Genomic DNA, 18,672 nt, shown 5'->3' on the forward strand with positions numbered 1-18,672 from the left:
GCCACAGTAGTTTTCTTGTGGATGGTTTTCCTCATAACTACCGTCCCTCGCATGCCGATTGCCACCGCTTGCCTTCCTGTCGACGAACTTCTCCGCGCCATACGTGAGTTGAGCCGCGCGGGCCGCTGGGAGACCGCCGCGCGTCTCCTCGACTCGCTGTCGGTCACCGATCCGGACGCGCGCGTGCGCGTCGCGCTGACCGCCGCCGAAGTCGCCCTGGAACACGACTGGTTCAGCGGGACGGACACCGCGGCAGAACGGATCGCGGCCGCGGACACGGTCGCGCTCGCGGTCGCGGTCGCGGTCGCGGTCGCGGAGAAGGAGACGCACACGACTTCGGACGACGCCTGGGATCTGGGGTTCGTACGGCTGCGGCACGACTACGCCCGGCTGCTCCTCGTCGACGGAGAACTGCGGTTCGGGCCCGCCGGCAAGGATCCCGAGGCGCTCGCCGCGCTGCGCCGCAGGGCGCGCGCCCTGTGCGACGGCGCACCGGACGGCCGACGGCGCGGCTGGGCGGCGCTGTACCTCGGCCTGATCACCGACAACCACTTCGCCGAGCGCACCGCCGCGCCCGTCCACTACGAGGCCGCGCTGCGGGCGGGCGAGGCGGGCGAGGACGATCTGCTGGCCCGGGAGGCCCTGCGTCACCTCGGCGACCACGACCACGACCGCGGGGACCACACCCACGCCCTGGACCGCTGGCGCCGCGCCACGGCCCTGGGCGCCCGGGCGGGCACCGTCCCCGGCACCCTGTCCCAGCAGTTGCTGCTGGCGGTCCTGGCCCGGGACACCGGCGACGAGCCGGCCGCGCGAGCACTGGCGACGGAGGTGACCCACTGGGCGGAGGCGATCGGCGCGACCCGGCTCGCGCAGCAGGCGAGCGCGTTCCTGGGCGGCACGGACCCGACGGCCCCGCCGCAGGACCGGTGACGGTCAGGCCTGCGCCAGGGTGTCGTCGGCGCCGACGGGGGCGTCCTCGGTCCGGGTGCGTGCGCGGCGGCGGATCACCGCGCTCAGCAGGACCAGTGCCACCGCCGCTCCGGCGCCGACGGGGAAGGCCGGCCAGTACGCGGGGACGTCTCCGAAGGCCGTGCGCATGAGGAGCGCGAGGAGCACGAGCATGCCGACCGCCCAGCCGAGCGCACAGGGGCCGAACCGATCGTCCCGCCCCAGCCGGACCCGGCCGGCCCGGGCCGCGAGGTAGGCGGCGGCGAGCACGGAGAGGGAGACGAGGTAGCCGGTGATCAACGGCATCAGCACCATCAGCGTGACGTCCAGCGCCCCGAAGTGCCAGCCTCGCCAGACGTTGCGGCCCTCGATCTCCACGACCCGCCCGTGCCACAGGCCGACCTGGACCCGCCGGCCCTCCCAGAGGTCCCGCGCGGCCCGCTCCTCGACCTGCTCGACCGTCCTGTTCCCTTCGCCCAGGGCGAGTCGGACCGTGAACTCGGTGTGGCTGAGGAGCGTGCCGTTGCCGCCGTCCTGGCCGCCGCCCGAATATCCGGAGACCGTGCGCGAGGTCACCTCCGTCACGGTCGCCGCGGCGGTGTCCAGGGACCCGTTGGACCGGGCGATCGCGACGGCCGTCTCCTCGTAGGTGCGTCCGGCGAGCAGCAGGATCAGGACGACCATGACGAGGCGGAACACCGCGCGCCGGGCCCGTCCGCCCCTGGACCGGACCGTCCCGACGTCCGCCCCGGCCTCACTCGTGTCCGACATGGCTCCCCCTTGACCCCGCACCTCGGCAGGAGGAAGGGATGCCCGGTCGGATCAGCCCTCACACGCGGTCCGGGCGGGCACGCGCGCGTGCCCGCCCGGACGGAACGGAACGGAATGGAACAGAACGAACCGGACCGGACCGGAGTGTCAGGTCAGCGTCCACTTCTGGTTGTCGGCGGTGCCGCAGGTCCACAGCACGATCGGGGTGCGGTTGGCCGTGCCCGCCCCGTTGGCGTCGAGGCAGAGGCCCGCGTTGACGTTGGTGATCGTGCCGTCGCTGTTGACGTTCCACTTCTGGTTGTTCTGGCCGTTGCAGTCCCAGATCACGACCTTGGTGCCGTTGGTCGTGCCGAGGTTGTAGGCGTCCAGGCACTTGTTGCCGTACACCACGAGTTCCTTGCGGGAGGTGTACGTCCAGGCCTGGTTGGAGCCGCCGTTGCAGTCCCACAGCTCGGCCTGGGTGCCGTTGGTGATGGTGCTGTTGTACAGGTCGAGGCAGCGGCCGGACTGTGTGCCGACGACGAGGCTGCCGTTCGCGCCCGGCAGCGGTTTCACCGTGATGTCCGCCAGGGTCGGGGCGTTCGTGAAGGTCAGCGTGTTGGCCGAGCCCTTCGACAGGGCGACCTGGAGGGTGATCGTGCCCTGCGCGGAGCCCGTCGGCGGGAAGGAGACGGTCGTCGTGGTCTGGCCGTTGACCTTCAGCGTCGCGGTACGGGCGGTCGAGCCGGTGTTGGTGTAGGCGACGTCGACGACCTTCAGGCCGGTGCTGCCGGCGACCACGCCGGAGAAGCTCGACGTGCCGGCGTAGGTGCTGCCCGACGCCTCGGTGCCGCCGCTGACGGTGAGCATGACCGAGCCGCCCGCCGGAACGCTCGCGGTGTAGCTCGTGGCGTAGGTGCCGACGTCGGCGCGCGCCCACAGGTCACGGACGGTCGCGGAGGCGTTGGTGAGACCCAGGTCCGACCAGCGCACGGTGATGTTCTGGGCGGCGGAGGTGCGGTTGAGCAGGACGACGGCGCGCTTGCCGCTGCCGGCGAGGACCTTGCCGTACACCTGCGCCCCGGTGACGTCCTCGGCGACCTTGACGCCCTGGAGGCCGCGTGCGTCCTGGTCGACGGCGATGACCTCGGGGTTCTTGAGGATGTTCGCCGTCTCGGTCGTCATCGTGGTCAGGTCGTTGCCGGCCAGGAGCGGCGCACCGGAGATGGCCCACAGGTTCATGTGGGTGCGGTTCTGGGCGGCGGTGAAGCCGGTCATGCCGACCATCAGCATGTCCGGGTCGTTGTAGTAGCCGGTGTGCTGGGCGGTGGGGTGCAGGCCCTGGTCGAAGTTGGACAACAGGTTCGTCATCGACGGCGAGTTGCCGTAGAAGATGATGTCGGTGCTGGTCCGGAACATCGGGGCGAGGCCGGGGGCCCAGTTCCAGGTGTTCTGGTAGCCCCAGTTGCAGATGGAGAGGGTGAGCGGGCGGCCCGTGGCAGCCGTCGCCTTCGCCACCGCCGCGCTGATCGCGGTGTACGTCGTCGCCGCGTCGAGGCCCTCGGCGTCGCCGCCGCACCAGTCGACCTTCACGAAGTCGAAGCCCCACTGCGAGAACTGGAGCATGTCCTGCTCGTAGTGGCCCTCGCTGCCGCTGCCCGGGGCGGCGGGGCGCCCGGTCGGGTAGTAGTAGCCGCAGCCGTCCTTGCCGGCGTCGGTGTAGATGCCGGCCTTGAGGCCCTTGCTGTGGATGTAGTCGGCGATGGCGCTCATGCCGCCCGGCCACTCGGACTCGTCGATGGTGATGTTGCCCGCGCTGTCGCGGGTGCCCTGCCACCAGCCCTCGTCGATGTTGATGTAGTTGTACCCGGCCGCCGGCAGGCCGGCGGCAACGAACGCGTCGACCTGCTGCTTGATGACGTTGTAGTCGATCTTCGCGGCGAAGCTGTTCCAGGAGGCCCAGCCCATCGGGGCGGTGGGCACGGATATCTGGCGCGAGGTCGCGGCCTGGGCCGGGCCGGGCTGGACGAAGAGCAGGGCGGCGGTGGCCGTCAGCAGGAGGGCCAGGGCCCGTGCGGCGGCTGATCTCCAGCGCCGGGCGAGGCCCGGACGGAGGGCGGGTGGGGGAAACATGCGGCGGCTCCGGGATACGAAATATCGAACGGGGGTCGATGAATCGAACGTATTGCGCGCCGAAAGTAGAACCGTCGGAGAGTGAAGTCAACGGCTGGGACAGAAGTGATGTGACCGCTCTCAAAGATGAAGTGGCCGCTTTCGTAGGGTCGTTCACCCCCCACCCGGCTGCCCGCCCCCATACTGTCCGTCGTGCGAGTGGCGATCATGACGGCGGGCTCCCGGGGCGATGTCGCCCCCTTCACCGGGCTGGGGCACGCGCTGGTGCGCGCGGGCCACGAGGTCACCCTGGTCACGCACGAGCGGTTCGCGCCGCTGGTGGCGGGTTCGGGGGTGGGCTTCCACCCGCTGCCCGTCGATCCGCGGGCCGAGCTGGAGTCCGAGCAGGGCCGGGGGCTGCATCGCAGCAGCACCGGTCCGGGCAAGCTGCTGCGGGTGGGCCGGATGGCGCGGGCGTTGGTCGGGCACATGACCGACGACCTCGTGATCGCCGCCCTCGCGGCCGACGCGCTCCTGCTGTCGGCCTCGGTGGCGCCGCTGGGCCACACCATCGCCGAGGGGCTGTCCCTGCCGAGCCTGGACCTCGCCCTCCAACCGGTCGCCCCCACACGGGAGTTCGCGCCGCCGTTGCTGGGCGGCGGCTCCTGGGGAGCCGCCGCCAACCGGCTCGCCGGACACGGCGTCGAGCTGGCCGTCGAGCAGATCTTCGCCCCCGTCCTGCCGACCGTACGGGCCCGGCTGGGCCTGCCCGCCGTACGCCGCCCGGTCACCGGCCTGCGAGCCCGCGGCCGGCGCGGCCGGCCGGTCCTGCACGGCTTCAGCCCGCTGGTGGTGCCCCGGCCCCGGGACTGGCGGGCGGAGCTGGGCGTCACCGGGTACTGGTGGCCCTACGACCGCGAGAGTCGACTCCCGTCCGCCCTGCGGGAGTTCCTCGACGCGGGGCCGCCGCCGGTCTTCGTGGGCCTGGGCAGCGCGACCGTGCCCGACCCGCGGCGGCTGAGCGTCGAGGTCGTCCGGGCGCTGCGGCGGGCGGGGCTGCGCGGGGTGATCCAGCGCGGCTGGGCGGGCCTCGCGGCCGACGGGGACGACATGCTGACCGTCGACGAGGTGCCGCACTCGCTGCTCTTCCCGGAGACGGCCGCGGTGATCCACCACTGCGGGGCGGGCACGACGGCGGCCGGGGTGCGGGCGGGGGTGCCCGCGGTGCCGGTGCCGATCCAGTTCGACGAGGCGTTCTGGGCGGACCGCCTGGTCGCCCTGGGGGTGGCCCCGGCCGCGGTGCCACTGCGCCGACTCACCGCCGACACCCTCACGGACGCGCTTGTGCGGGTCACTCGGGACCCCGAATTCGCCCGGCGGGCTCGGGAGTTGGGCGCACAGGTGCGCGAGGAGGACGGATCGGCGCCGGTCGTGGAAGCAGTGGGGCGGCTCGCAGAGAGATGACCGGCAGCCTCACTCGGCGTAGTGCGGACAGGACTTGCGCGTGGTCTCGACGATCTCCGGCAGCTCGGGAGCGGGCACCTGCGGCAGCCCCCATGCCGCCCTGGTGTCGTCGAGGAGCCGACGGGCACTGTGCGGCGAGAGGGAGAGTTCCGCCCGCACGACCGCCAGCCGCTCGAGACTTCCGTCCGGTCTGTTCACGTGCGCCTGCGCGCGGCGACGCTCGAACCCCGGCGCAGCGAACACATCGAGGAGAGTGACGCAGAAGTACGCGTAGGCGGCGGCCTCCTCCAGACGCTCCAGGGTGTCGGCGGGCAGATCTGCCCGCAGTTCGACGCCGCCGGGACCGTCCGCCCACCGCGCGAACCGGCCGATGTGCCCTCTCATCCCGTCGAGTTCGCACAGGCAGTCGGAGTGCAGGAACTCCGCCAGCCGCCTGGTCGCCCCGAAGACCATGTCCGTGCTCCGGGTGGGCAGGGCGCCCTCCTTCACCCCGACTCTGAAGGCGTCGACCGTGTCCCTCATCGCGCCGGTGACGAGCCAGGCGGCGATGTTCCGCAATTCGACCTCCCCCCTGCTTTCGCGCAGCGACACCATCTCGCGGGAGTACCGGATCAGGTCCCGCGGCACACCGCCGGCCAAGGCGTGGGCGAGCGCCACGAAGGGCTCCGAGACGCCGGCGGCGCGCTGGGCCAGGATCCGCTTCGACTCCTCCAACGAGCAGGGCCGCACATGGACGACGTCGTCGAACGTGCTGTCCGCGACATCGCGTCCGGGCAGTCCCCGCCGGACGAAGGACGCCCCCACGTCCTCCGAGACCGAGATCACGAAGTGCACGCCGGTGACGCCCAGGATGGCCTTGATCTCCCCGAGGAACTCCAGCGCCTTGGCGGTGGTTCCGAGCCGGTCGATCTCGTCGATGGTGACCACCACGCGGCGTTCCTGCGGCCGCAGTTCCCCCGCCACCTCGGCCAGGGTGCGCCTCAACTGCTGGACGAGTTCCGGCAGAGTGAGCGGAGACGCGGTGAGCGAGGTGCCGTAGGTGGATCCCAGACTGAGCAGCCCACCTGCCGGGGCCCCGCTCGCGCCGTACGTCACGCTCTGGACCGTCTGGAGCCGGTAGAGGTGCTCCCGGCACCGGCTGGCCAGGGTCGGCTCCCGCTTCCCGCGCTTCCACCGGAGTGTGCTGATCATGACGGCTCCCAGGGAGACCAGCGCCACTCGTTGCGACAGGTCCCACCCGAAGGCCGCATGCCGCATCCGGTCGTCGTTGAACGCCCCTGCGAGCCCGAGGAAGAAGACCAGGACCGCGGCCCGCTCCGTGATGCCGTGCGCGTCTTCCCAGAAAGGCATGACCGCCACCCAGACTGCGACGACGACGAGTGCCGCCACGACCGTCATCGTCGCGTAGTAGACGGCCGGTTCGTTGTGCCGCCACTCCTCGAACCAGGCGATCACCGGCCTCGGCGACCACGTGGTCACCAGGCCCAGCACTATCAGCAACCGGCCGACCGGGGCGAGAAGGGCCTTGCGCAGCACGCCGGTGAAGCCGCTGAACCGCCACCTCCTGACGTACTTCCAGACCAGGAAGCCGAGGACGACGGCCGCCAGGGCCCACCACGGCCGCCTGCCCTCCAGGACTGCCACCAGACCGTCCCGCAGCCGCTCCGCCGCGTCGTCGCCGACTCGCGCGAGCGCTCCGAAGCGGTGTACGACGAAGTCGTGCGCGGCAGCGAAGACACCCGTGACGAACAGCCCGAGCGCCAGCAGGCCGACGAACAGACGCCGAGTGAGCGCCTGCAGGGCGGCACCGAGCCTGCGCAGCCCGGAGCGCAGCGGGCTGAGGCGCCGGAACTCCGGAAAGCGGTACCCGTGGTCCTTCATGTACGTCTGGCACAGCTCGACGAAGAGAGCGGTGAGGAACTCCAGCGGGGCGTAGGAGGCGGGTGCCTGGACGGCGACCTTCAGGTCGTGCGCGTCCGCGCACGAGGCGAGCAAGGTCGACTTCCCCGAACCACGCGGTCCGCACACGGCGATGGTGCCGTCGACCAGAGCGTCGAGCTTCTGCCGGATCTCCGCCGCCGCCTGGTTGTCGACCACATAGCGCTGGTCCCGGTGGTCTCTGATGCCCTCGTAGTCCGTGGCGACGAGCAGACACTCGGGATCCTCGCCGAGGAGATCCGAGACGACGTTGTGCACCACCGAGGGCATGACGTCCCGCGCCGCGACGCGGGTGAGGTCGGCGGTCTCCTGCCGCACCTCGAGCACCCGGCCGGCCATGGCCGTCATCGCGATGACGCATCCCAGGAGAGCCCGCACCCGGCCGCGGGACTCCGGCCGCCCAAGGGTCCAGCCCAGAGCGCTCAGGGCGACGCCGAGCCCGGCAGGCCACCAGCCGCTCCCGGTCGCCGACAGGACGACCAGAGCCGTTCCGGACAGGGCGGTCAAGGCCAGAGGCAGGTCCCAGGTCAGACGGGGCAGCAGTCGCAGAACGCGGTCCTCGGCCCGGTCCCGTCCGTCGCGCGCGTCCTCGTAGCGCTGCAGGGCTTCCTGGTAGAGAGGCGCCTCACGGACCCGGGCGACGTTCTCCGGCAGCCGCATCGCCCGCCTGACGTCCTTGCGGAATGCGCCGGGGCGCCGGTCCAGGCGGCTCGCCACCCCGACGGCTCTCAGGGTCTCCTCCAGCGCCTGCGCGTAGGCCGCCCGCTCCCCCTCGTCCTGAACACCGGCCGCCGGCAGTTCCCGGTCGTCGTCGCCTTCGCCGTCCGAGTCGGGCGGCAGCAGTTCCAGGTCCCCGTCGAACGCGCGCCACCACTCGTCGTCCCCCGGTACCGGTTCAGGAGGAATGCTGTTCCCACCCTTGCGGCCGCAGTATCCCCAGCAGTTGTCGCACCAACTCGTCGACGGCCTCGTCCAGGGTGGCCTCCACCCAGCCGGCGCTCCAGTCGTGCAGGAGGCCGTTGACGCTGCCGATGAAGGCCGTGGCCGGGAGGCGGTAGTCACGGACGGCCGCCTCGCCGCGGTCCGCCGCGGCCATCGCCTCGCGGCAGATCAGGTCGATCCAGCGGGCGCGGCGGGCCAGGCGCTGTTCCTCCAGGCGGGGGCTGACGCCGACGATCTCGACGAAGGTGATGCGGATACGGCGGGGATCGGCGGTGACATTGGCGGCGTAGGCGCGGAAGATCGCGGTGGCGCGTTCGGCCAACGGCAGGCCCTCCGCGCCCGCGACGCCGGCCACGACCGCCGCCTCCGCCCAGTCGTTGACCTGAAGGTGCAGCGCCGCCAGGACATCCTCGAGGGTGCAGAACTCCTCGTAGAACTGGCGGGTCGACAGACCGGCCGCCTCGCTGAGCGCGGCGACCGTGGTGCCGCGGTAGCCGGGGACGTCCCCGAACAACCGCAGCGCCGCCGCCAGGAACCTCTCGCGCCGCTCGACCTGCCGCTGCTCGGCTGACTTGCCGCCGTACCGGCCGCTCGGCGCCCTGAGCCTGCCCGCCACTGACCCTCCTTCGTCGCTCCGTGCTCACCCTCCGCCAATTTTGTCGTGTACGGGGTCTTGTGGCGAAGGGCCCCCCTTCCTTACTTTCCAGTAAGTAAAGTCTGAATGCTTTCGTGTTCAGACTAGGCGGACCTCTTCCGCCCTGCCCCCACGCCTTCCGCCCCCAGAGGAGAGAGCAGCCATGCCTGCCTTCAGATCCAGGCACCTTTGCTCCGTAGCCGCCGCCCTCGTCCTGACCGTCACCGCCCCCGCGACCGCCGCCTCCGCCTCCGCCGCCTCCACCTCCGCCTCCGCCTCCGCCGCCGCACTGCGCGAGGTGCTGTTCGTCGGCAACAACTGGGAGGGCACCGCGGACGTCATCAACTCCCGCGGTGACTTCGCGAAGGTCGGCCGGATCAACGTGATCCCCGACAAGGACGCCCGGATGGCGGAGATCAACGCCGACCCGATCAAGTGGATCTACTTCCAGGCCATCCGCAACGGTGTCGGCGAAGGACACGACCAGTTCGTCGACGACATGTACACCACCCCGGACGGCGCCTCGGTCGTCGTCTCCCGGCCCAGTTTCGCCGACGTCGTCTCGATCGACCTGGCCACCGGGAACATCAACTGGCGTTTCCCGGTGTCCGGTTACCGCTCCGACCACATGGCCGTCTCGCCGGACGGGCTCCGGGTCGCGGTCTCCGCGTCGATCTCGAACACCGTGCACGTCCTGAACATCAGTACCGGGAAACAGTTGGGCTCGTTCAAGACCGGCGACAAGCCGCACGAGAACATCTTCACCAAGGACGGCAAGTACATCTACAACATGTCGATCGGCGACGTGAACACCTCGCAGGACGCGCCGTGGCAGGACTTCACGAAGGGCGACCGGCGCATCACCGTCGTCGACGCGAACACCTACCAGCAGGTCAGGATCATCGACATGCGGCAGCGGCTGGACGCGATCGGCCTCACCGACTACTCCGACGCGGTGCGCCCGGCGGTCTTCTCACCGGACGAGTCCAAGCTGTACTTCCAGGTCTCGTTCTTCAACGGCTTCTTCGAGTACGACCTCGCCACGGACCGGATCACCCGGACGAAGACCCTGCCGAAGAACCCGGCGACCAGCGACGACCGCACCACCTTCGTCAACGACTCGCGCCACCACGGCATCTCGATGAGCCCCGACGGCAGCAAGCTGTGCGTCGCGGGCACGATGGACGACTACGCGACGGTCGTCGACCGCGCCACGCTCCAGGAAGGCCCGCTGGTCACCGCCTCCAAGCCCTACTGGGCCACGGTCAGCGGGGACGGAAAGAGCTGCGTCATCTCCGAGAGCGGAGCCGACCAGGTCACCGCGATCGACTTCGGCACCGGGCAGAAGATCGTGTCGGTACCGGTGGGCGATCATCCACAGCGGGTCCGGATCGGCCATGTCGCGGCCGACTGGACCGGCACGACCTCAAACTGACGGGCCCTCATGTGATCGGGGCGGGTGGCGGTCACCGCCACCCGCCCCTGTGCCGTGCCCGGTGTGGCTACCCCACCTTCTGGGCCACCCAGGCCGCCAGTTCCGTGCGGGCCGCTGCCAGCAGGGTCGCGGACGGGGCGGTCGCGCCGTTGGTGACCAGGGCGTAGTGCACGGTGCCCGTGTCGGTCGTGCTCAGCAGCAGGCGGCGGCTGCCGGTGCCGCCCGGTTCGACGGCGGCGGCGATCTTCGTGGTGGACGAGTAGGCGGGCGGGCCGTACACCGTGCCGAGGTCGGAGACGACCGTGGTGGCGGCGGTCGGGAAGGACGCGGGCAGGTGCAGCTCGGTGGGCGCCGTGCCGCCGTTCGAGCGCCACACCAGCACGCTGTACTGCCCGGAGCCGACCAGCGAGGCCACGTTCGGCAGCGTGCTGGGGACGGGGTTCCAGGTGAGCGTGGTGGAGCCGTCGCGGGAGCGGTCCTCATAGGTGAAGGCGACGGTCGTGCCGGAGGTCGCGCTCGGGTAGATCCGGTCGAGGAGACGGGCGTCCTGACGCAGCGTCGCCGTCCCGCTGTCGTCCAGGCGGACGGCCGACAGGTCCTCGTCGTTCCAGGCGTCGCCCGTGGTGAGCAGCTTGTCGGGGTTGTCGTTCATCAGCTCGTGGTGGCGGCCGTTGTAGATGTCCCACTGCCATTGGCTGCCGGAGAGGACCGGGCCGGAGACGGCCGGGGTGGTCCACCAGGTCACGCCCTTCACCCGGGAGTCGAGTGCCTGGTACATCGCCTTCAGGACGGTCGGCGCCTTGCCCGCGGTGCTGCCGTTCAGCGGGTGGCCGAACTCGCTGACGATGGCCGTGGTCCCGGCCGCCGAGGCCCGGTCGCGGACGGTGCCGAAGTCGGTGACGTACTGGCCGTTCTCCGCGTTGCCCCACATGAGGATCCCGGAGATCGCCTTCTGGTCGTAGAAGTGGGTGTTGAAGACGTAGCGGGAGCCGAGCGTGCCCGCGTCGAGGAGCCCGCCCTCCTCCTTGCTGACGTTGCCGTTCCAGAAGAGGTTCGGCTCGACGAGGGCAGGCTTGTCGGTCCAGCCGGCCGCGTCCATCCGGGCCCGGAACTTCACGTAGAAGGGCCACAGGACGTCGCGTTCCCAGGTGCGGCTGGCCTGACCGGAGTCGTAGGTGCCGGCGTAGGGCTCGTTGTAGGGGTCGAAGCCCAGAACGCCGGCGAACTCCTCGGTGGTGAGGTTCGCCTTGATGTACGCCATGGTCTTCTGGGCGGTGGCCAGGAAGTAGTCCTGGAGGCCGTAGTTGTTGTGCCAGAAGTCGTACTGGGCGGCCTTCACCGCGCCGTTGTTGGTGATGTTCTGGCCCCAGAGGAAGCAGATGCCGCAGGACTCGGCGGGGTAGCCGCCGAGGGCCACCGCCCACGCGGGGGCGCCGTCTCCGGTGTACCAGCTGCCCGAGTTGAACAGGTAGCGGGAGTAGAGGTCCTGGTGGAAGTCGGGGTACACGCGGATGCCGGCGTCGAGGAAGGCCTGCATCTGGGCGGTCGCCGCGGCCAGGTAGGTGGTGCTGACCTGTCCTTTCACCGGCTCGGCGTAGGCCCAGGAGAGCAGGAAGCGGACGGAGTTGCCGCCGCCGAGAGCACGCAGGGCGGTGGCCGACTTCTTGGCGTCGGCGACCGAGGCGAAGGGCAGACCGCTGTTCTCGGCGAGCTTGGTCTCGCCGGAGACGTTGTAGCCGCGCAGCACGACCTCGCGGCCGTTGCCGTCGACGAAGCGGCCGCCGGACACGGTGAGCGCCGTGCCGTCGAAGGAGAGGGAGCCGGGGAGGGTGGCTGCGGTGGCGGCCGAGGAGCCCGCCGCCGTGAGGAAGCCACAGAGTCCGCAGAGGACAACCAGAACCGCGAGCAGACGTGCCCGGATATTCGGCATGTCCACTACAGTCCGGTGCTTTCCAGACACCGTCAATACCTTCTGACCCCCGAGTAAGTTCATGCTCCGTCAGCCACCGGGCCGGTCCCGTTCAACAGGACTCCGCACTGGTCAACGCATTACGGTTCAATCGTGCGCGAAATTCTCCCGGTGCTGAGCGAGTGGTACGCGGCCGACGAGCCGTTCGGGCTCGCCACCGTCGTCGCCGTCAGCCGCAGCGCGCCGCGCGATCCGGGCGCGGCGATGGCGGTGGGGCCGGACGACGAGGTGGTCGGCGGTGTCTCCGGCGGCTGCGTGGAGAGCGCGGTGTTCGAACTGGCCCAAGAGGTGGTGACCGACCGCGCGGCCCGGCTGGAGACCTTCGGATACAGCGCCGAGGACGCCTTCGCCGTCGGGCTGACCTGCGGCGGCGAGATCACGGTGCTCGTGCGGCCCGTCACCGCGAGCCTGGACCCGTCGTTCGGCGCGGTCGCGGAGTCGGTCGCCGCAGGCGAGCCGGTGACGGTGGCCACGGTCACCGACGGTCCCGCACCGCGCGGGGCCGCCCTCGCCGTCTGGCCGGACCGGACCTCGGGCACCCTGGGCACGGACGGACTGGACGCCGCCGTCACGGCCGACGCGCGCGGCGAACTCGCCCTCGGCGTCACCGGCGTACGGCACTACGGGCCGCGCGGTGAGCGACGGGAGGACGCCGTCTCGGTGTTCCTGCACTCCTTCGCGCCGCCGCCGCGGATGCTGGTGTTCGGCGCGATCGACTACGCGGCCGCCGTGGCCCGCATCGGCGACTTCCTCGGCTACCGGGTCACGGTGTGCGACGCCCGCCCGGTCTTCGCCACGCCCGAACGCTTCCCGACCGGCGTCGAGGTGATCGTGGACTGGCCGCACCGGTATCTGCGGGGCACGGACACCGACGGGCGCACGGTGATCTGCGTGCTGACCCACGACCCGAAGTTCGACGTGCCGCTGCTGGAGGTGGCGCTGCGCGGGCCCGCCGCGTACATCGGGGCGATGGGCAGCCGCCGGACCCACGACGAACGGCGGGCGCGGCTCGTCGAGGCCGGCCTCACCGACCGTGAGCTGTCCCGGCTGCGCTCACCGGTCGGGCTGGACCTCGGGGCCCGGACGCCCGAGGAGGTCGCCGTGTCGGTGGCCGCCGAGATCGTCGCGCTGCGCTGGGGCGGCAGCGGCGCCCCGCTGACGGCCACGGCGGGGACCATCCACCGCTGATCAGCCGCAGTCGGCCGAAAGGAGGTGTAGGACGCGTGGAGCGGGGTAGGCGGCCAGAAGGACAGGCATGCATGTCCTCCCTTCGTCTCACGAAGGAAGGAGGTCCGTTGAAGCAACGCACACTCGCAAGTTCCGGGCCGCCCCCGAGCCCACTCGGCCGGGGCGGCCCGGTCCTGTGTCCGCGGTCCTACGGCAGCCGGTGCAGGACGACGTCCGTGAGCCGGCCGTCGGCCGCGGTGGCGGTCATGAAGGTGCGGTGCGGCTGACGTCGGCGGTCGGTCGGGGAGCCCGGGTTGAGCAGCCGCAGTCCGCCCGGGGCCGTGGTGTCCCAGGGGATGTGGCTGTGGCCGAAGACGAGAACGTCCAGGTCGGGGAAGCGGGCGGCGCACCGGGCCTCCCGGCCCTGGGCGGGGCCGCTCTCGTGGACGACGCCGAAGCGCAGTCCGTCCAGTTCGGCGTAGGCGATCTCGGGCAGCCGGGCGCGCAGGTCGGGCCCGTCGTTGTTGCCGTACACGCCGACGACGGCGCGGCTGCGGCTCTCCAGCAGGTCGAGGGTGGCCGTGTCGACCCAGTCCCCGGCGTGGATCACCACGTCCGCGCGCGGGAGCTCGTCGAGCAGCGGGGCGGGGAGCTCCTTGGCGCGCTGGGGGAGGTGGGTGTCGGACATCAGAAGAAGGCGCACGGCCTCAGACTACGGACAGGTGAGGGGCGGTCGGCGGGGTTAGCATCGGGCCACGCGCACCCGCCGCCCCGCGCACGGCAGAGCGATCCAGCAAGGGGGCCAGGAGCCCGATGCCGGTCAAGGTCAGCGTCATCGTCCCCGTGTACAACCCCGGTCCCTACCTCGAGCCTTGCGTCGCCTCGCTGCTGAGGCAGTCGCTCCCGCCGGACGAGTACGAGGTGATCTTCGTCGACGACGGCTCCACCGACGCCACCCCGGCCCTGCTCGACGCGCTGGCCGCCGAGCACCCCCGGGTCCGGGTGATCCACGAGGAGAACTCCGGCTGGGCGGGCAAGCCGCGCAACGTCGGCATCGACGCCTCCCACGGCGAGTACGTCATGTTCGTCGACAGCGACGACTACCTCGGCGACGAGGCCCTGGAGCGGATGTACGGCTACGGGGTCGCCAACGACGCGGACGTGGTCGTCGGCAAGACGGCCGGCCGGGGGCGCCGGGTGCCGGTGGAGCTGTTCCGTACGAACCGGCCGCGCGCCACCGTCGAGAACGCGCCGCTCATCGACAGCCTCACCCCGCACAAGATGGTCCGCCGGGCGTTCCTGGACCGCATCGGGCTGCGCTTCCCCGAGGGGCGGCGCAGGCTGGAGGACCATGTCTTCGTCACCGAGGCCTATCTGCGCGCGGACAACGTCTGCGTGCTCGCCGACTACGTCTGCTACTACCACGTCAGACGGGACGACGGCGGGAACGTGAGCCTGCGGTCGTTCGACCCGGCGGGGTACTTCAAGAACCTCCGGGAGGCCCTCGACGTCGTCGAGCGGTACACCGAGCCGGGTCCGCTGCGCGACCGGCTGTTCCGGCGGTGGCTGCGGGTGGAGATGGTGGAGCGGCTGCGCGGCCGGCGCTTCCTGGACCTGCCCGAGGACTACCGCAGGGAGCTGTTCGAGGAGATCCACGCGGTGGTCGTCGAGCGGTTCGGGCCGGGTGTCGCGGGGCCGTTGCAGCCGACCCAGCGGGTGGTCGCCGCGCTGGCCGCCGAGGCGCGCTACGACGACGTCGTCGCGTTCGCGGAATGGGAGACCGGCGTCGAGCTCGCCGTCGACCCGGAGGACGTCGAATGGCGCAGCGGCGTGCTGCGGATCTCCTTCACCGCCGAGCTGATGCACGACGGCGGGCCGATGACGTTCCCGTCGGCCGGGGGCTCCCCGCGGTGGCCGCCGCACGATGTCGCCGAGGCGGTGCGATGGCTGGGCACGGACACCGTGGGCCGGTTCGACCGGGCCGTGCCCGATCTGCTGCTGCGCGAGCGGGCGAGTTCGGCGCAGTACTTCCAGCCGGCGGAGGTGGTCCGGGAGACGGTTCCGGCCGGCGACGGCAGCCGGGTGCGGCTCGTGCTGCGGGCGACCGCCACCGTCGACCCCGCCACCGCGGTCAGCGGCAACCCGGCCGGCGAGGGCCTGTGGGACGTGTGGGTCCGGGTGGGCCTGGGCGGCTGGACCAAGGAGCTGCGGCTGGGGCCGGCGCCCCGCCATGGCCACGGCCGTCCCACGCCGCCCGCCGGGGTCGTCGGGGGCCGCGTGGTGCTGCCCTACTGGACCGACCGGCACGCGAGCCTCGCGCTGGACGTCGGTCACGCGAGCGGACGGCTGGGCCTGGGCCGGGTCTCGGCCGGGGACGTCACCGTCGTCGAGGAACGGCTCCGGATCGTGCTGCCCCTGCACGTGCCCGAGACCGCCCCCGCGCTGCTGCGGCTGACGGGGGCGCGGTCCGGCGGCTCCCGCGAGATCTCCGGCACGCTGTCGCCGGGCGGACGGCTGGCGGCCGTCCTGCCGCTCGGCGAGCTGACCGGCGGGACCTGGCTGACGACCGTGTGCCTCACCCCCGGCGCACCCGGGGCGCGCTTCCACCCGCTGCCCTTCGCGCTGCACATCGACGCGGACGGTGTCCTGGTGGTGCCGGCGCCTCAGCCGGGCGGCGCACGGCGCGCGGCCCGCAGGGTGCGCCGGGCGCTGTACCGGACGCTCGGCAGGATCACGATCCGACGGCGGTGACCGGCCGGTTCATCACTCCAGCGGCAGTTCGCTCCACACCTGTTTGCCGCCGCTGACCGGGACCGTCCCCCAGGTGTCGGACATGGCCTCCACGAGGAGGATGCCGCGGCCTCCGGTGGCCTCCCAGCCGAGGGCGGTCGGCTTCACGGGGCTGCGGGGCGAGGCGTCGGTGACGGCGACGCGCAGCCGCCGGCCGATCAGGGTGAGGTCGAGGCGGACCGGGCCGTCGGTGTGCACGAGGGCGTTGGTGACCAGTTCGGAGACGACGAGGAGGGCCGCGTCCATCGCGGGGTCGGTGACGCCCCAGGCGCGCAGGGCGCGGCGGGTGAAGCGGCGGGCCTGCCGGGCCGCCTCGGGCACCCGCCACACCGTCCAGCCCTCGCGCAGGGGTTTGACGGCCATGCCGTCGTAGCGGATCAGGAGCAGGGCGACGTCGTCGCCGCGGTGGGCGTGGCCGAGGAGGGTGTCCGCGACGAGGCCGAGGTGGGCGGGGTCGGCGGCGGACAGGGCGCGGGCCAGGCGGTCCAGGCCCGTGTCCATGTCCAGGTCGGCGGATTCCACGAGGCCGTCCGTGGTCAGCGCGATGACGGTGCCGGGCGCGAGCCGCAGCGGGGTCATCGGGAACTCGGCCCGGGTCAGGACGCCGAGCGGCGGGCCGCCGTCCGTCTCGGCGATGTCGGTCGAGCCGTCGGGGCGGCGCAGCACGGGCGGCGGGTGACCGGCCCGTACGCACCAGGCGGTGCCCTCCTCCATGTCGAGGTCGACGAAGCAGCAGGTGACGAAGAGGTCGGTCTCCAGTTCGAGCAGCAGCCGGTTGGCGTGCGAGACGACGACGTCCGGCGGGTGCCCCTCGGCGGCGTAGGCGCGCAGGGCCGTGCGCATCTGGCCCATGAGGGTGGCGGCGGCCGTGCTGTGTCCCTGGACGTCGCCGATGACGAGTCCGACATGGTGGTCGGGCAGCGGGATCACGTCGTACCAGTCGCCGCCGACGTCGAGGCCGGCGGTGGCCGGCAGGTAGCGGGCGACCGCGACCGCGCCGGCGAGTCTGGGCAGCCGGCGCGGCAGCAGCTGGCGCTGGAGCATGCCGACGAGTTCGTGCTCGGCGTCGAAGGCGTGGGCGCGCATCAGGGCCTGTCCGGCGAGTGCGGCGGAGGCGGTGAGCAGGGCGCGTTCGTCGGGTCCGAACTCGTGCGGCTCGTCCCAGCCGATGAGACAGGCACCCGCCATACGGCCCCCGGCGGACAGCGGGAGCACGGCGAGGCCGCCCGGTCCGACCTCGGCGAGGGCCGGTTCCAGGGCGGTGCCGGCGGGCCAGATCCGGGCGCGGCCCTCGCGCAGGGCGGCGGCGAGGGTGGGCATGGCCCGCACGGGCGCGTCGGGCCACTCGGAGCGCCACTCCTGCTGCCACAGCTCGGGCCAGGACTCGGGTTCGGGCGGGTCGAGGACGGTGACCACGAGCCGCTCGTTCTCCAGTTCGGCGAGCGCGATCCGATCGGCGCCCAGCGGCCCCCGCAGCGAGGCCACGACGGCCTGGCTGACATCGCGGACGGTGCCGGCGGTCGCGAGCGCGGCGGCCAGCCGCTGGACGCGGGCGACGTCGGTGACCTCGTCGCGCAGGGTGGAGGCGTCGGCGACCGTGCCGACGAGCCGTGCGGCGCGGCCGTCGCGGCCGGGCAGCAGCCGGCCGCGCAGCCGGAGCCACTTCGGCGGCCCGGTGGGCTGGAGCACCCGGAACTCCAGCTCGCGTTCGCCGATCGACATGTGGTCGGCCTCGACGACGGACATCAGCGAGGGCAGGTCCTCGGGCACGGCGAGCCCCAGCAGGGTCTCCACCCGGCCGTCGAACTCGGCCCGGCTCAACGGGAACAGGTCCAGGATCTCGTCGCCGACCTCGACGCGGCCGGTGTCCATGGCCAGGCTGAAGGCGTTGGCACGCAGTTCCTCGCCCTCCACCGGAGCGGCGGCCGGGGCGGGCAGGGCCACGGCCTCGGCGACGAGTTCCAGACAGGCGCGGTCGTCGGCGTCGAACCCGCCGGGACGCTCGCCGACGGCGAGCAGACAGCCGCCCGCGCCGCCCTGGACGGGCAGTGCGGCCAGGTGGACGTCACGCGCGGGCATCCGCCGCGACTCCGCGCAGTCGGCGAGCTCCGCCGGGCCCAGCCACACCGGCCGCCCGGTGCGATGGGCGTCGGCGGCGGGCGAACGGCCGTCGAGCGGATAGCTCTCGCGCAGCCCGTACAGGGTCCTGGGGACGCCGGCCGACTCGACGAGGCGGAGCAGTTCGCCGTCCTCGCCGGGCGTGTAGACGGCGACGAGGGCCGCGCCGGCGAAGACGAGCGCCTGTTCGAGCGTGCGCCGCACCCGTTCGGGCGAGGCGGGATCGGCGGTGATCGTCTTGAGGGCGATCTCGGCACGCCGAGGTCCCGTTCCGCGCTCCCCCGCACCCTCACTGACCACGTCCGCAATTACAGCGCCAAAGGGGCCCGTGCGCAGCCCCTGCGCCTGTTCCACGGAGGTCGACGGGACGGGGTGCACGGTCACTCCCGGGTCGACGGGCCA

At 72.2% G+C, this 18,672-nt stretch carries 12 protein-coding genes; 5 read left to right on the forward strand and 7 right to left on the reverse strand.

All coding sequences use genetic code 11. The features are described from left to right. Positions 1 to 51 precede the first annotated feature (51 nt). Positions 52 to 933, forward strand: coding sequence for a hypothetical protein (locus tag ACWD4O_RS20610; RefSeq protein WP_451281620.1), 882 nt, complete (start codon positions 52 to 54; stop codon positions 931 to 933). 3 nt (positions 934 to 936) lie between these two features. On the opposite strand, the gene ACWD4O_RS20615 is transcribed toward ACWD4O_RS20610, so the two are convergent. Further along, positions 937 to 1,722, reverse strand: coding sequence for a hypothetical protein (locus ACWD4O_RS20615; protein WP_451281622.1), 786 nt, complete (start codon positions 1,720 to 1,722; stop codon positions 937 to 939). Between the two features lie 147 nt (positions 1,723 to 1,869). Then, positions 1,870 to 3,834: a ricin-type beta-trefoil lectin domain protein gene (locus ACWD4O_RS20620; RefSeq protein WP_451281624.1), complete on the reverse strand. Its 1,965-nt coding sequence runs from the start codon at positions 3,832 to 3,834 to the stop codon at positions 1,870 to 1,872. Positions 3,835 to 4,041: 207 nt separating this feature from the next. Between ACWD4O_RS20620 and ACWD4O_RS20625 the strand changes: the two genes are divergently transcribed. Then, entirely contained in the window at positions 4,042 to 5,277 is a 1,236-nt protein-coding gene (locus ACWD4O_RS20625) for a glycosyltransferase (RefSeq protein WP_451281731.1), read from the forward strand. A gap of 9 nt (positions 5,278 to 5,286) precedes the next feature. Here ACWD4O_RS20625 and ACWD4O_RS20630 read toward each other — a convergent pair whose 3' ends face one another. Together ACWD4O_RS20630 and ACWD4O_RS20635 are read right to left on the reverse strand one after the other, a co-directional pair. Then, positions 5,287 to 7,932, reverse strand: a complete 2,646-nt coding sequence (locus ACWD4O_RS20630; protein WP_451281626.1) for a P-loop NTPase fold protein — start codon at positions 7,930 to 7,932, stop codon at positions 5,287 to 5,289. A gap of 178 nt (positions 7,933 to 8,110) precedes the next feature. After that, positions 8,111 to 8,773, reverse strand: a complete 663-nt coding sequence (locus tag ACWD4O_RS20635; RefSeq protein WP_451281628.1) for a TetR/AcrR family transcriptional regulator — start codon at positions 8,771 to 8,773, stop codon at positions 8,111 to 8,113. A gap of 181 nt (positions 8,774 to 8,954) precedes the next feature. On the opposite strand from ACWD4O_RS20635, the gene ACWD4O_RS20640 reads away from it, so the two are divergent. After that, positions 8,955 to 10,226 (forward strand): YncE family protein, encoded by a 1,272-nt coding sequence (locus ACWD4O_RS20640; RefSeq protein WP_451281629.1) that lies wholly within the window; start codon positions 8,955 to 8,957, stop codon positions 10,224 to 10,226. Between the two features lie 67 nt (positions 10,227 to 10,293). Here ACWD4O_RS20640 and ACWD4O_RS20645 read toward each other — a convergent pair whose 3' ends face one another. Beyond that, positions 10,294 to 12,156 (reverse strand): endoglycosylceramidase, encoded by a 1,863-nt coding sequence (locus tag ACWD4O_RS20645; protein ID WP_451281631.1) that lies wholly within the window; start codon positions 12,154 to 12,156, stop codon positions 10,294 to 10,296. A gap of 132 nt (positions 12,157 to 12,288) precedes the next feature. Between ACWD4O_RS20645 and ACWD4O_RS20650 the strand changes: the two genes are divergently transcribed. Further along, a complete protein-coding gene (locus tag ACWD4O_RS20650) occupies positions 12,289 to 13,383 on the forward strand; it encodes an XdhC family protein (protein WP_451281633.1) in 1,095 nt (364 codons plus the stop codon). A 187-nt stretch (positions 13,384 to 13,570) separates the two neighbouring features. On the opposite strand, the gene ACWD4O_RS20655 is transcribed toward ACWD4O_RS20650, so the two are convergent. Further along, positions 13,571 to 14,065 carry a metallophosphoesterase family protein gene (locus ACWD4O_RS20655; protein ID WP_451281635.1) on the reverse strand — a complete coding sequence of 165 codons (495 nt, stop codon included), beginning with the start codon at positions 14,063 to 14,065 and terminating at the stop codon, positions 13,571 to 13,573. A 110-nt stretch (positions 14,066 to 14,175) separates the two neighbouring features. On the opposite strand from ACWD4O_RS20655, the gene ACWD4O_RS20660 reads away from it, so the two are divergent. Further along, positions 14,176 to 16,113 carry a glycosyltransferase family 2 protein gene (locus ACWD4O_RS20660; RefSeq protein WP_451281637.1) on the forward strand — a complete coding sequence of 646 codons (1,938 nt, stop codon included), beginning with the start codon at positions 14,176 to 14,178 and terminating at the stop codon, positions 16,111 to 16,113. 12 nt (positions 16,114 to 16,125) lie between these two features. Here ACWD4O_RS20660 and ACWD4O_RS20665 read toward each other — a convergent pair whose 3' ends face one another. Then, entirely contained in the window at positions 16,126 to 18,570 is a 2,445-nt protein-coding gene (locus ACWD4O_RS20665; protein WP_451281733.1) for a SpoIIE family protein phosphatase, read from the reverse strand. Between the last annotated feature and the right edge of the window lie 102 nt (positions 18,571 to 18,672).

The sequence above is a fragment of the Streptomyces sp. NPDC002623 genome, from assembly GCF_053592635.1.